Genomic DNA, 14,403 nt, shown 5'->3' with positions numbered 1-14,403 from the left:
GCCGTGCTGCGGGAGCGCGCGCCGCACCGGGCGCTCCGGCCCGCACACCGGCAGCCCGGGGCGCGTTGTCGGTGCCCGCCGCTACCGTGTGGGGGTATGGGGAACCACTCGACGCCGCACCTGGTCTGGGACTGGAACGGCACGCTGCTGCACGACACCGAGGCTGTCGTCGCCGCCACCAACGCGGCCTTCGCCGAGCTGGGGCTGGCCCCCCTCACGCTGGAGCGCTACCGCGACACCTACTGCGTGCCCATACCGCGGTTCTACGAGCGGCTGCTGGGGCGGGTGCCCTCGCAGGAGGAGTGGCTGGTGATGGACGACACCTTCCACCGCCACTACACCGAACGCCTCGCGGCCTGCCGGCTGGCGGACGGTGCCGAGGTGCTTCTGGAGGGGTGGCAGAGCGCGGGCCGGACCCAGTCCCTGCTGAGCATGGCGGGCCACGAGCAGCTGGTGCCGCTGGTCACCGGCTTCGGCATAGCCGAGCGGTTCGTCCGGGTCGACGGCCGGCGAGGGCCCTCCGGCGGCAGCAAGGCCGCCCACCTGGTCCGCCACCTGCGTGCCCTGGACGGTGTCGCACCGGAGCGGACGGTGGTCGTCGGGGACGTGCTGGACGACGCGGTCGCCGCCCGCGAGGCCGGGGCCCACGCCGTCCTGCACACCGGCGGAAGCCAGAGCCGGCGCAGCCTCGCCCGGGGCGGCGTGCCCGTGGTGGACACCCTCGACGAGGCGGTGGCCCTCGCCCTGGAGCTCGCGAGCTGACGCTGCGCCCGTCCTCGCGCCCGCACCCGCGGTCCGCCGCCGCGGGAGGCAGGTGGCACGGGTGACGCAGGTCACGGCTGTGCCGTCGGCGCACGGCCGTTTGGCCGTGACGTCCACCACCCTTCCGGAACGGCGCCGCTCTCCCGTCCCGGAAGCGTCCTCGGAGCGATAGCCTTTACCCGTGATCAGCGCGATATGTCGCGGGGGTGCTCCCTACCCTGCTCTGCGCCCGAGGTACGAAGGTGACCGGGCGTACGCTGATCCATCCCTTTTCAGCCAGGTGTCGGGTTCGTCAATTCCCGCCCAATTCGGCCCGGTCCGCCCGTCGCTCCCCATAGCGTCGTACCCGACCGGAATTCTCCCGTGCACGACACGGGTGCGCCGCACGGCGCGACGTCGAACGACACCCACGGCTTTTGCGGCACCCACCGCACCCGTCACCTTTTTCCACGACGTCACGCAACGGCGCGCGACAGGAGCCAGAGGACATGCAGACCAAGCTGGACGAAGCCAAGACCGAGCTGCTCAACCGGGCGGCGCAGGTCGCTGACAGCACACCTGCCGCGGGGCAGGTGTCCGGGGCGGGACTCGCCCCGGACGCGCTCACCGGATACCTCCAGCGCTACTACCTGCACACCGCCCCGGAGGACGTGGCCGGACGGGACCCGGACGACGTCCTGGGGGCGGCGCTCTCCCACTACCGCCTCGGGCAGAACCGCCCGCAGGGCACCGCCAGCGTGCGGGTCCACACCCCGACCGTGGAGGAGAACGGCTGGACGTGCAGCCACTCCGTCGTCGAGGTGGTCACCGACGACATGCCCTTCCTGGTGGACTCCGTCACCAACGAGCTGTCCCGGCAGGGCCGCGGCATCCACGTCGTGATCCACCCGCAGATCGTCGTGCGCCGGGACGTCACCGGCCGGCTCGTGGAGATCATCGACGAGGGCCCCGAGGTCCACGCCGACACCCGGCGCGGTGCCCGCGACGCCGACCTGCCGCACGACGCCCTGGTGGAGAGCTGGATCCACGTCGAGATCGACCGCGAGACCGACCGCGAGGACCTCAAGCAGATCACCGCCGACCTCCAGCGGGTGCTCACCGACGTCCGTGAGGCCGTCGAGGACTGGGAGAAGATGCGGGCCACGGCCGTGCGCGTCGCCGAGGAGCTGCCGCAGGAGTTCGCCGGCGGCCCCGACGTCGCCGACCTGCGCGAGGAGGAGGTCGCCGAGGCGCGCGAGCTGCTGCACTGGCTCGCCGACGACCGCTTCACCTTCCTCGGCTACCGCGAGTACACGCTGCGCTCCCACACCGCCGAGGACGGCAGCACCGAGGACGTCCTGTGCGCGGTGCCCGGCACGGGCCTGGGCATCCTGCGCGCCGACCCCTCGCCGCACGGCGCCCCCGACGAGCACGCGGGCCTGTCCGGGCTGACGCGCTCGGGAGACGCGGGCACCGAGGACTCCGCCTCCTTCAGCCGGCTGCCGCAGGACGCCCGCGCCAAGGCGCGCGAGCACCGGCTGCTGATCCTCACCAAGGCCAACAGCCGAGCCACCGTGCACCGGCCCTCCTACCTCGACTACGTCGGGGTCAAAAAGTTCGACGAGAACGGTGAGGTCGTCGGCGAGCGCCGCTTCCTCGGCCTGTTCTCCTCCTCCGCGTACACCGAGTCGGTGCAGCGGGTTCCGGTGGTGCGCCGCAAGGTCGCCGAGGTGCTGGAGGGCGCCGGCTTCTCGCCCGAGAGCCACGACGGCCGCGACCTGCTCCAGATCCTGGAGACCTACCCGCGCGACGAGCTGTTCCAGACCGGCTCGGAGGAGCTGCGCTCCATCGTCACCAGCGTCCTCTACCTCCAGGAGCGCCGCCGGCTGCGGCTGTACCTGCGGCAGGACGAGTACGGCCGTTACTACTCGGCGCTGGTCTACCTGCCGCGCGACCGCTACACCACCGGGGTGCGGCTGCGCCTGATCGACATCCTCAAGCAGGAACTCGGCGGTACCAGCGTCGACTTCACCGCCTGGAACACCGAGTCGGTCCTCTCCCGGCTGCACTTCGTGGTGCGCGTCGAGCCGGGTGCCGCGCTGGCCGAGATCACCGACGAGGACGCCGACCGCATCGAGGCGCGGCTGGTGGAGGCCACCCGCTCCTGGGCCGACGGGTTCGCCGAGGCACTGGTCGCCGAGGTCGGTGAGGAGCGCGCCGCCGAGCTCTCCCGCCGCTACCAGCACTCCTGGCCCGAGGGGTACAAGGCCGACCACTCGCCGCGTTCGGCCGTCGCCGACCTGCAGAACCTGGAGAAGCTCACCGGCGACGGCGGCCCGCAGGACTTCGCCGTCAACCTGTACCAGCCGGTGGGCGCCGGCCCCACCGAGCGCCGCTTCAAGATGTACCGCACCGGTGAGCCCGTCTCCCTCTCGGTGGTCCTGCCGCTGCTGAACCGGCTGGGCGTCGAGGTCGTCGACGAGCGGCCCTACGAACTGCGCTGCGCCGACGGCGGGTCCGCGTGGATCTACGACTTCGGGCTGCGGGTGCCGGAGTGGGTCAGCGGCGACGACGCGCGCGAGCGCTTCCAGGACGCCTTCCGGGCGGTGTGGACGGGTCGCGCCGAGAGCGACAACTTCAACAAGCTGGTGCTGCGGGCCGGTCTGGACTGGCGGCAGGCCATGGTGCTGCGCGCCTACGCCAAGTACCTGCGGCAGGCGGGGTCGACGTTCTCCCAGACATACATGGAGGACACCCTCGCCCACAACGTCCACACCACGCGGCTGCTGGTCAACCTCTTCGAGGCGCGCCTCTCGCCGCTGCGGCAGCGCGCCGGACGCGAACTGGTGGACGGGCTGCTGGAGGAGCTGGACGGCGCACTGGACCAGGTCGCCTCCCTCGACGAGGACCGCATCCTGCGCGCCTTCCTCACCGTCATCAAGGCGACGCTGCGCACCAACCACTTCCAGCACGACAGCCACGGCGAGCCGCACACCTACCTCTCGCTCAAGCTCGACCCGCAGGCCATCCCGGACCTGCCGGCGCCGCGCCCGGCGTACGAGATCTGGGTGTACTCGCCGCGCGTGGAGGGCGTCCACCTGCGGTTCGGCAAGGTGGCCCGCGGCGGGCTGCGCTGGTCGGACCGGCGGGAGGACTTCCGCACCGAGATCCTGGGCCTGGTCAAGGCACAGATGGTGAAGAACACCGTCATCGTGCCGGTGGGCGCCAAGGGCGGCTTCGTCGGCAAGCAGCTCCCCGACCCGGCCGCCGACCGCGACGCGTGGCTGGCCGAGGGCATCGCCTGCTACCGCACCTTCATCTCCGGTCTGCTGGACATCACCGACAACCTGGTGGGCGGCGAGGTCGTCCACCCCGAGGAGGTCGTCCGGCACGACGAGGACGACACCTACCTCGTCGTCGCCGCCGACAAGGGCACCGCCACCTTCTCCGACATCGCCAACGAGGTCGCGCAGGACTACGGCTTCTGGCTCGGTGACGCGTTCGCCTCCGGCGGCTCGGCGGGCTACGACCACAAGGGCATGGGCATCACCGCCCGCGGCGCCTGGGAGTCGGTGGAGCGCCACTTCCGCGAGCTGGGCCACGACACGCAGTCGCAGGACTTCACGGTCGTCGGCGTCGGTGACATGTCGGGTGACGTGTTCGGCAACGGCATGCTGCTGAGCGAGCACATCCGCCTGGTGGCCGCCTTCGACCACCGCCACATCTTCCTCGACCCCGACCCGGACGCGGCGACCTCCTACGCCGAGCGGCGCCGCCTCTTCGAGCTGCCGCGCTCCTCGTGGGCCGACTACGACACCGGCCTGATCTCGGCCGGCGGCGGCGTCCACCCGCGTACCGCCAAGTCCATCCCGATCACCGCGCAGGTGCGGGCCGCGCTGGGCATCGACGCGGGCGTCGCCAAGCTGACGCCGGCCGAGCTGATGCGGGCGATCCTGAAGAGCCCGGTGGACCTGCTGTGGAACGGCGGCATCGGCACCTACGTCAAGTCCTCCGCCGAGTCCCACGCCGACGTCGGCGACAAGTCCAACGACGCGATCCGGGTGGACGGCGCCGACCTGCGCGTCAAGGTCGTCGGCGAGGGCGGCAACCTGGGCCTGACCCAGCTCGGCCGCATCGAGTTCGCCCACGCCGGCGGGAAGGTCAACACCGACGCCATCGACAACAGCGCCGGGGTGGACACCTCCGACCACGAGGTGAACATCAAGATCCTCCTCAACGCGGTCGTCGCCGACGGGGACCTGACGCTCAAGCAGCGCAACGCCCTGCTGGCGGAGATGACCGAGGAGGTCGGCTCGCTGGTCCTGCGCAACAACTACGCGCAGAACACCGCGCTGGCCCTGGCGCTGGCGCAGTCCTCCTCCATGCTGCACGCCCAGTCCCGCGCCATCCGCCGCCTGGAGCGCGACGGCCACCTGGACCGGGGCCTGGAGTTCATGCCGAGCGACCGGCAGATCAAGGAGCGGCTCAACAGCGGTCGGGGCCTGACCCAGCCGGAGACGGCCGTGCTGCTGGCCTACACCAAGATCACGGTCGCCGACGACCTGATCCGCACCTCGCTCCCGGACGACCCCTACCTCCAGTCGCTGCTGCACGCCTACTTCCCCAGCGCGCTGCGGGAGCGGTTCGGCGACCGGATCGACGGGCACGCGCTGCGCCGGGAGATCATCACCACCGTCCTGGTCAACGACACCGTCAACACCGGCGGGACGAGCTTCCTGCACCGCATGCGGGAGGAGACCGGCGCCTCGCTGGAGGAGGTGGTGCGCGCCCACACCGCGGCCCGCGCCATCTTCGGCCTCGGCCAGGTCTGGGACGAGGTGGAGGCGCTGGACAACGTGGTGCCGGCCGACGTCCAGACCAGGGTGCGGCTGCACTCGCGGCGCCTGGTCGAGCGCGGCACCCGCTGGCTGCTGGCCAACCGCCCGCAGCCGGTGGACCTCACGCAGACCGTGGAGTTCTTCGGGGAGCGGGTCGCCGAGGTCTGGGCGGCGCTGCCCAAGCTGGTCCGCGGCTCGGACCTGGCGTGGTTCGAGCGGATCCACGACGAGCTGGCCTCGGCGGGGGTGCCCGACGCGCTGGCCACCCGGGTCGCCAGCTTCTCCTCGGTCTTCCCGGCGCTCGACATCGTCGCGATCGCCGACCGCACCGGCAAGGAGCCGCTGGACGTCGCCGAGGTCTACTACGACCTCGGGGACCGGCTGCGCATCAACCAGCTGCTGGACCGCGTCCTGGAGCTGCCGCGCGAGGACCGCTGGCAGTCGATGGCCCGCGCCGCGATCCGTGAGGACCTCTTCGCGGCCCACGCCGCTCTCACCCGCGACGTGCTGACGGCCGGCGACGGCACCTCCACGCCGGAGGAGCGGTTCCGGGAGTGGGAGGAGCGCAACACGGCGTTGCTGGGCCGCGCCCGCGCCACGCTGGAGGAGATCCACAACTCGGACTCCTTCGACCTGGCGAACCTGTCGGTGGCCATGCGCACCATGCGCACGCTGCTGCGCGCCCACGGCTGACGCACCGTCCCGGCCCCGTCCGCAGCGGCGGGGCCGGGACGGCGGGAGCACGAAGCGGCGGGAGCACGAAGCGGCGGGGCCGGACACCACAGCTGTGGTGTCCGGCCCCGCCGCCGTCCCGGAAGCCTCCCGGCTACTTCTTGGTGAACGCCTCGTACTCCTTCAGGACGTCCTCGGTGGGCCCGTCCATGCGCAGTTCACCCTTCTCCAGCCACAGCGTCCGCTCGCAGGTGTCGCGGATCGACTTGTTGTTGTGGCTGACGAGGAAGACGCAGCCGGCCTCCTTGCGCAGCTCCCGGATGCGGGCCTCGGAGCGCTTCTGGAACTTGCGGTCGCCGGTGGCCAGCGCCTCGTCGATCATGAGGACGTCGTGGTTCTTGGCGGCGGCGATGGAGAACCGGAGCCGGGCGGCCATGCCGGAGGAGTAGGTCCGCATCGGCAGGGAGATGAAGTCGCCCTTCTCGTTGATGCCGGAGAAGTCGACGATGCCGTCGTAGCGCTCGCGCACCTCCTCCCGGGACATGCCCATCGCCAGGCCGCCCAGCAGGACGTTCTTCTCACCGGTCAGGTCGTTCATCAGGGCCGCGTTGACGCCCAGCAGGGAGGGCTGGCCGTTGGTGTAGACCCTGCCGTGCGCCGGGGGCAGCAGGCCGGCGATGGCCCGCAGCAGCGTGGACTTGCCCGAGCCGTTGGAGCCGATGAGGCCGATGGCCTCGCCCTGGCGGGCGACGAAGCTGACGCCGCGCACCGCGTGGACCTCGCGGGTCCCGGCGGAGGCGCCGCGCCGCATGATGCGGCTGAGCGCCGAGGTCGCGCTGCCGCGGCCACTGGTGGTGCCGTGGACCTTGTAGATGATGTGGACCCCGTCGGCGATGACGGTGGGGGGCGCCTCGACGGTGCCGGCGCCGGAGGCGGGCAGCGGCCCGGCCTGGGCGGGAACGGCTGCCGGCGCGGTGCCGGCGGCGGTGGGGGGAGCGGTGGTCTCAGCCACGACCGTATGCCTCCTCGGCCTTCCAGAAGTAGACGAAGCCGGCGAGGCCGGCGACCACGGCCCAGCCCACGGCGAGGGCCCAGACGTGGGGCGGCAGCTGCGAGTGGTGGAAGCTGTCGATGAGCGCGAACCGCATCAGGTCGATGTAGACGGCCGCCGGGTTGACGTCCAGGAGGAACTGCACGAAGCCGGGGATGTGCTTGCCGCGGGTGATGTTGCTCAGGCTGTACATCACGCCCGAGGTGTACATCCAGGTGCGCAGGATGAACGGCATGAGCTGGGCGAGGTCGGGGGTCTTGCTGCCGAGCCGGGCCATGACCAGGGCGAGCCCGGTGTTGAAGGCGAACTGCGTCAGCAGCGCCGGGATCACCAGCAGCCAGGAGAAGGCCGGGAAGATCCCGGAGCAGACCAGGATGACGACCAGCACGCCCATGGAGAACAGCAGCTGCTGGAGCTGCATCAGGCAGAACGAGATCGGCAGGCAGGCCCGGGGGAAGTGCAGCGCCCGCACCAGGCCGAGGTTGCCGGAGATCGCCCGCGTCCCGGCGAGCACCGAGGACTGCGTGAAGGTGAAGACGAACACGCCCGTCACCAGGAACGGGATGTAGTCCGGCACGCCCCTCTTGGTGCCCAGCAGCAGGCCGAAGATCAGGAAGTAGACGAGGGCGTTGAGCAGCGGGGTCATCACCTGCCACAGCTGGCCGAGCTTGGCCTGCGCGAACTGCGCACTGAGCTTGGCGCTGGCGAAGGAGGAGATGAAGTGGCGGCGGTCCCAGAGCTGCCGCACGTAGGCGGGCAGGCTCGGCCGGGCGCCGCTGACCGTCAGCCCGTGGCGTTCGGCGAGGGCCGCCAGGGCGGGGTCGGGCGAGGCGCCGACCGCCGGTGTCGCCGCGCTGGGGGGCGAGGAGAGGGTGGTGGTCATGGGTGGCCGCTTTCGTGATGCGGGGGACGGAGGGCGGGGGCTGGGGACAGCCGGCGTGAGGAGTATGACGGCCGTCCGGGCCCCGTGGCGGCGTGAGGCGGAAACCCGCTGTTCGGGCAGGTGAATCCGGCTCCCGGCAGGTGGACGTGGGGCGCGGGGGACGCCCTCGGCGAGGGCGCGTCACGTCGGGCACCCCTCCGGCGGTACTGCTCGACGGCGGGGCCCTCCCTCCAGCTCCTCGACGATGGAACGGGACCGTATCGTCGTCCTGTCAGCAGCAGAGTAGGAGATCGGTACGTCGCAACGCAACCGTTTCGTCGTGACGCTATGCTGAAATCCATGGCGAAGGACGGCAGCGCGTACAAGAGGGCACCGGCGGGGGCCGCGGTACTCCGGGAGGAGAAGACCGAGGCCATTCGGGAGGCGGTCTTCGAAGAGCTGGCCGCGGTCGGCTTCGCCCGGATGTCGATCGAGGGCATCGCGCGCCGCGCCGGGGTCGGCAAGACCGCCGTCTACCGCCGCTGGCGCTCCAAGCTCCACCTGGTCCTGGACGTGGTGACCGCGCTCGCGGCCGGGAGCCTGCCGGTGCCGGACACCGGGTCGCTCCGCGGCGACGTGCGCATGCTCCTGGAGATCGGCTCCCGCGCGCTGCGCCACCCGCTGGCGACGCAGATCATCCCCGACCTGCTCGCCGAGGCCGGCCGCAACCCCGAGATGGCCGAGGCGGTCCGCTCGGCCCTGCACGACAGCCAGGAGGGCGTGGTCGCCGAGATGGTGGGCCGGGCCGCCGCCCGGGGCGAGGTCCCGGGGGACGCCGACGCGCGCCTGGCGCTGGACCTGATGGTCGGACCGCTCTACTGGCGTCTGGTCGTGGCCAGGGACAGGCCCTCTGCCGCCTACCTGGACGCCCTCTCCCGCGCGGTCACGACGGCCCTCGGGCGGACCTGAGGTCGCCGGGCCGGAGCGCCGGCGCCGCGCGGGCGAGGTGGCGAGGTGGCGCCCGGTGGTGCCGGACGGCGGGTGCGGCGCCGCCGCCCGGTGGTGGCGCCGGTCAGTCGGGCAGCAGGATCGGCTGGAGGATCATCCAGGTGAAGAACAGCAGGGGGACGAGCACCACGTAGGCCGCGGGCCGCCGCAGGACCGGCTTGCCCGCGTCGAGCTGCTGCCGGCCCGGTACCGGGGTCGCAGCCGGGAGCCCGCCGAACTTCAGGTACGCCACCAGGTTGTTCAGCAGCGTCAGCGGCGTGAAGAGGAAGAGCGAGAAGGGGCTCCACCACCCGAGCGACAGCGTCATGGTGGTGTAGGAGCGCACCGCGGCGCGGCCGCAGGTCCGGCAGAGCGGCCCCTTGATGTGCACGAAGCGCATGACGACGAGCAGCCCCTGGTGGCCGCGGACCGTCCAGCTGCTGGTCTCGGGTGCGCCGCAGATCCGGCACCCGGTGGGCTGCTGCGCCGGCCCCCAGTACTGCTGGCCCGCGTGGGGCCCGCCCTGCCCGGGAACGGGCGGACCCGCGTACGGGCCGGCCTGCCCGGGGTACGGCGGGCCGGGGTGGGCCGGCGGGTGCGGACCTGCGTACGGGCCGGGCCCGCCGGGCGCCTGCGGGGCGGCGTAGGGGGAGAACTGCCCCGGTGCCGGCCGGCCGGGGGCTGCCGGGTACGGCCCGGGGGCGGCGGGGGCAGGGGGGAAGAGGGCGGCTGCCGGGGGCTGCGCCGGGGCGGCGTACCCGGGCTGGGGGTGTGCCGGGCCGGCAGGTGGCGGCGGTGTGGTCACGAGCTGTTCTCCCCGTGGGTGGCTCAAAGAGGATGGTGAGGGGACGGCCTCGGCTCCGCGGGGGAGGGGCGCGTCCGGCAGGGAGCATGCTGCCATCACCTGGTGTCACTCCGTACACGTTTTCGGAACCGTTTCCTCTCGGATGCACAACCGTCCCGTCTGCCTCACCCGCTGCCGTTCGGAGCGACCGCAGCACTTCGGCCAGGCGCGCCGGGCGGTGGGCGGTGCCCGCGCCACGCACCGTCACCTCCGCCGGGGCGGCCGGGGCTCCCCGCAGGTGGTCCTCTTCCGCCGGGAGGCCCACAGCGGCACGCGCATTGCCCTGGGGAGCGAGAAGTAGGGAGTAGCGTATGGCGCTATAACCGCATGAAAGAGGGCAAAAGGTGCACGAACCTGACGTCTCCGTGGTGGTGATCGTCTACAACGACGCCGAACGGCTGCCGGCCGCGGTCGCCTCCGTGCTCGAACAGACCCACCGCGGCGTCGAGGTGGTCGTGGTCGACGACCACAGCACCGACGGCTCCTGGGACGTCGCCCGCGCACTCGCCGCGGACCGGCCCGACCGGGTCCGCGCCTTCCGGCTGCCGGAGAACAGCGGTGGCTGCGGCGCGCCCCGCAACCTCGGGGTGGGCCAGGCGCGCGGCCGGTACGTGATGTTCCTCGACAGCGACGACACCCTGGAGCGCAACGCCTGCCGCAACATGGTCGCGGCGGCCGAGGACACCGGCGCCGACCTCGTCTCGGGCATGTGCGTGCGGGTCCACGTCGACTCCCGGCACGGCAAGCGGGTCGAGTGGTACCCGTGGCTGTACGCCGCGACGCGGACCCTGGAGTCCGTCGCCGAACTGCCCGACCTGCTCGTCTTTGACACCCTGTCGACCAACAAGTGCTACCGGCGCGACTTCCTGATCGAGCGGGAGCTGACCTTCCCCGTCGGCATCCACTACGAGGACCTGCTCTTCTCCGCGCAGGCCTACGTCGCCGCCCGTCGCATCACCCTCATCCCCAACCACGTCTACTTCTGGAACGTCTTCGACAAGGCCGCCACCAAGTCGATCAGCAACCGGCGCCACGAGATCGCCAACTTCGCCCACCGCATGGAGATCCACCGCCGGGTCGACCAGCTCCTGACCGACCACGGCCTGAGCGACCTGCGCTTCCACAAGGACGTGAAGTTCCTCAAGCACGACCTCGTCCTGCACCTGCGGGACCTGCCGCTGCTGGACGCCGAGTACCGCCACAGGTTCGCCGCACTCGCCCGCCCCTACCTGGCCGGGCTGCACCCCGACGCCTACGCCGAGGCCCAGCCGATCCAGGCCGTCTGCGCCTACCTGCTGGCCAAGGAGGACTGGCGCAACCTGCTGCCGGCGGCCGACACCCTCACCAACCGCTCCAAGATCTCCTCGCCGCTGGTGGCCCGCGACGGCCGGATCTACTGGTGCGCGGAACACCTGGACGACCCCGTGGGGCGCCGCATCCTCGACGTCACCGACGCCGGCTACCACACCCGCCCGCTCCACCAGCTCTTCCTGCGCAACCAGCTCACCGCCTACCGCGACGACGGCCACGGCACCGTCCACCTGGCCGGCAGCATCGTCAACCCGCTCGGCCGCATCACGCCCGAGGCACGGGTGCGGGGCCAGCTGGAGTTCCGGGCCCGGCGCCGCTCCCTGCAGACCTTCCGCTTCCCGCTCACCTCCCTGCGCCGCGCCGGGACCGGCCTGGAGTGGGAGGCGGAGGTGGACCTCGCCCGGTCGCTGCGCCCCCTCGGCGTGATCGACACCGTGTGGGACGTGCGGCTGCTGCTCGACGTGGACGGCGTCCCGCTGCGCACCCGCCTCTCCGTCACCGGCGGTGAACTCGACGACGCCGCGCTGCTGCGGGTGCGGCCCCGGCTGACCCGGCTGGTCTCCGACCGCGTGGAGCCGGGCGTCTCCAGCCGCGGACACCTCTCCTTCGTCCTCGTGGCGCAGGGGCCCGCGGCCCGCCGCTCGGCGGACGCGGTGCGCTCGGTCATCGCCGGGCCCGCCGGGGGGCTGGCCAAGGAGGCGGTGCGCCGGGCCCGGCGGGCGAAGAAGCGCCTGAACTCCGGTGAGACGAAGATCCGCACCTACCACGAGGTGTTCAGCCGGCTGCCGATCCGCCGCGGCCTCGTCGTCTTCGAGAGCCACCTGGGCAAGCAGTACAGCGACAGCCCCCGTGCGATCTACGAGGAGATGCGGCGCCGCGGCGTGGAGTTCGAGGCGGTATGGTCCTACGCCGGCTCCGAACCGGTCGGCTTCCCCAAGGACGCCACGCTGGTGCGGCGCTGGGGCTGGCGCCACCTGAAGGCCCTTGCCCAGGCGGAGTTCTGGATCGACAACCAGGGCATGCCGCTGAAGCTCACCAAGCGCCCCGAAACCACCTACCTCCAGACCTGGCACGGGTCGGCCCTCAAGCGCATGGGCTTCGACGAGCCCGGCCACCGGCTGCGGGGCCGGGAGTCCCGGGAGGCCTACCAGCGTGTCCTGGACCGCTTCGACCACTTCCTGGTCCGCTCCGAGCACGACGTGCGGACCCTGGCAAGGGCGTTCCGGCTGCGCGAGGAGGTGCTGCTGCGCTGCGGCTACCCCCGCAACGACGCGCTGGTCGCCGCCCGGCAGGCCGAGGCAGCCTCCGGCGTGCGGCAGCGCGGGGCGCTCGCCAGGCAGCTGGGCGTGCCGGAGGACCACGCGGTGCTGCTCTACGCACCGACCTTCCGGGCCACCCCCGCCGGCAAGGTCCGCAAGTTCGAACTCCCCTTCGACGTCGAGGAGTTCGTACGCCGCTTCGGGGACCGCTACACCCTGCTCGTCCGCTCGCACTACCTCAACCACGTCGTGCTGCCGCCGTCGGTGGCCGGCAGCGTCGTCGACGTCACCGACCACCACGACGTCGCGCCGCTGATGCTGCTCGCCGACGCCCTGATCACCGACTACTCCTCGGTGATGTTCGACTACGCCCTCCTGGACCGGCCGATGGTCTTCTACGTCCACGACTGGGAGGAGTACGCGGGGGCCGACCGCGGCACCTACTTCGACCTGCGGGAGAAGGCGCCGGGACCGGTGGCCTTCACCGAGGAGGAGCTGTGGCAGGCGGTCGACGAACTCAAGGGCGCGGAGGAACGGGACGCCGAGGCGCGCGCCCGCTTCGTCGCGGAGTTCGGCGAGTACGACCGCGGTGACGCCGCCGCCACCGTCGTGAGCACCTTCTTCACCCCCCAAGGAGCCAGGTGACCGCCACACAGGCCCGGACCGCCGCCGCCCCCACCGCGGACCCGGTGCGCGACGTCTTCCTCGTCGGCAACAGCGTCGACGAACTCGGCGGGGTGACGACCTGGACGCACCAGATGGCGCGGCTGTTCACCGAGCGGGGCCACCGGGTCCGCGTCATCGGGGTGACCGACGCCGAGGTGGCACAGGACCTCGGGGGGACGCCGCCCTACCCCACCTTCACGCTGACCCGGACCCGCCCGCCCCGCCCCGAGCCGGCCGGCGGGCTGCGCGGCCGGGTGGACCCGGTCCGCCGCCACCGCCGCCGGGAGCGCGAGGCGGCCGTGCGCGACCAGGCGGCCGGGCTCACGGCGCTGTTCGCGCAGGCCCGGCCCGGCGCGGTGGTCATCGTGACGCAGGTGTGGGCCATGGAGTGGGTCGCCCTGGCCGACACCGCCGGGCTGACCGTCATCGGCATGAGCCACGAGTCCTACGACTACTCCCGCTCCACCTCCCGCTGGGGCCGCGTCAAGCGCCACTACGCCGACGTCGACCGGCTGCTGCTGTTGACCCGCGAGGACGCCGACCGCTGGATCCGGGCGGGCTTGGACAACGTCGCCTGCATGCCGAACCCGCTGCCGCACCTGCCCGCAGAGCCCTCGCGCCGGGAGGCGAAGGTGGTGCTGTCCATGGGGCGGCTCACCGACCAGAAGGGCATCGACATGCTCCTGGACACCTGGGCCGAGGTGGCGCCCCGCCACCCGGACTGGCGGCTGCGGATCTACGGCGACGGGGAGGACGAGGCGGCGCTGCGCGCGCAGTGCACCGGCCTCGGCCTCGACGGCAGCGTCGAGTGGTGCGGGCGCACCGGGGACGTGCCGGGGGCGCTGCGCGGCGGCTCGGTGTTCGTCCAGTCCTCCCGCGGCGAGGGCTTCCCGCTGGCGCTGATGGAGGCGATGGCCGCGGCCGTGCCCTGCGCCGCCTTCGACTGCGCCCCGGGCGTGCGGGAGATCGTCCGCGACGGGGAGGACGGGCTGCTGGCGGCCCCCGGCAACACCACCGAGCTGGCCCGGCGGCTGACCACGCTGCTGGCCGACCGGGACCTGCGGGACCGGATGGGCGAGGCCGCGCGCGAGAACATCCGCCGCTACACCACGGACGAGATCGTCCGGCGCTGGGAGGAGCTGTTCGCCTTCCTGGAGCGCTGAGCCCCGGCC

At 72.4% G+C, this 14,403-nt stretch carries 8 protein-coding genes; 5 read left to right on the top strand and 3 right to left on the bottom strand.

Going from position 1 to position 14,403, the window contains the following annotated elements:
* Positions 1-96: 96 nt before the first annotated feature.
* The gene (locus ACFV3R_RS04640; RefSeq protein WP_385575413.1) at positions 97-762 is read left to right on the top strand and encodes an HAD family hydrolase; all 666 of its coding nucleotides are present in this window, start codon (positions 97-99) and stop codon (positions 760-762) included.
* Positions 763-1,250: 488 nt separating this feature from the next.
* On the top strand, positions 1,251-6,272 hold the full coding sequence (locus ACFV3R_RS04635) for an NAD-glutamate dehydrogenase (protein ID WP_385575410.1): 5,022 nt from the start codon (positions 1,251-1,253) through the stop codon (positions 6,270-6,272).
* Positions 6,273-6,405: 133 nt separating this feature from the next.
* Here the strand turns inward: ACFV3R_RS04635 and ACFV3R_RS04630 are convergent, their stop codons facing one another.
* Together ACFV3R_RS04630 and ACFV3R_RS04625 are read right to left on the bottom strand one after the other, a co-directional pair.
* A complete protein-coding gene (locus ACFV3R_RS04630) occupies positions 6,406-7,191 on the bottom strand; it encodes an ABC transporter ATP-binding protein (RefSeq protein WP_385575506.1) in 786 nt (261 codons plus the stop codon).
* 64 nt (positions 7,192-7,255) lie between these two features.
* Complete coding sequence (locus tag ACFV3R_RS04625) at positions 7,256-8,185, bottom strand: ABC transporter permease (protein WP_385575407.1); 930 nt, start codon at positions 8,183-8,185, stop codon at positions 7,256-7,258.
* Between the two features lie 339 nt (positions 8,186-8,524).
* On the opposite strand from ACFV3R_RS04625, the gene ACFV3R_RS04620 reads away from it, so the two are divergent.
* Positions 8,525-9,133, top strand: coding sequence for a TetR/AcrR family transcriptional regulator (locus ACFV3R_RS04620; RefSeq protein WP_385575404.1), 609 nt, complete (start codon positions 8,525-8,527; stop codon positions 9,131-9,133).
* Between the two features lie 103 nt (positions 9,134-9,236).
* On the opposite strand, the gene ACFV3R_RS04615 is transcribed toward ACFV3R_RS04620, so the two are convergent.
* Positions 9,237-9,956: a hypothetical protein gene (locus ACFV3R_RS04615; RefSeq protein WP_385575401.1), complete on the bottom strand. Its 720-nt coding sequence runs from the start codon at positions 9,954-9,956 to the stop codon at positions 9,237-9,239.
* Between the two features lie 383 nt (positions 9,957-10,339).
* Between ACFV3R_RS04615 and ACFV3R_RS04610 the strand changes: the two genes are divergently transcribed.
* The gene (locus ACFV3R_RS04610; protein WP_385575398.1) at positions 10,340-13,210 is read left to right on the top strand and encodes a CDP-glycerol glycerophosphotransferase family protein; all 2,871 of its coding nucleotides are present in this window, start codon (positions 10,340-10,342) and stop codon (positions 13,208-13,210) included.
* Positions 13,207-14,394: a glycosyltransferase gene (locus tag ACFV3R_RS04605; protein WP_385575395.1), complete on the top strand. Its 1,188-nt coding sequence runs from the start codon at positions 13,207-13,209 to the stop codon at positions 14,392-14,394. Before ACFV3R_RS04610 ends, ACFV3R_RS04605 begins: the two co-directional genes overlap by 4 nt.
* The last annotated feature ends 9 nt before the right edge of the window (positions 14,395-14,403 follow it).

Origin of the sequence: Streptomyces sp. NPDC059740 (genome assembly GCF_042733155.1) — a bacterium.
Classification (GTDB): domain Bacteria; phylum Actinomycetota; class Actinomycetes; order Streptomycetales; family Streptomycetaceae; genus Streptomyces.
The sequence above is the reverse complement of the archived record's forward strand: the minus strand, read 5'-3'. Positions and strand labels throughout refer to the sequence as shown.

Excerpts from the sequence above, each read along its gene's own strand:
- ACFV3R_RS04620 (WP_385575404.1), top strand. The coding sequence starts at position 8,525 with ATGGCGAAGGACGGCAGCGCGTACAAGAGGGCACCGGCGGGGGCCGCG.
- ACFV3R_RS04625 (WP_385575407.1), bottom strand. The coding sequence starts at position 8,185 with ATGACCACCACCCTCTCCTCGCCCCCCAGCGCGGCGACACCGGCGGTC.
- ACFV3R_RS04640 (WP_385575413.1), top strand. The coding sequence starts at position 97 with ATGGGGAACCACTCGACGCCGCACCTGGTCTGGGACTGGAACGGCACG.
- ACFV3R_RS04635 (WP_385575410.1), top strand. The coding sequence starts at position 1,251 with ATGCAGACCAAGCTGGACGAAGCCAAGACCGAGCTGCTCAACCGGGCG.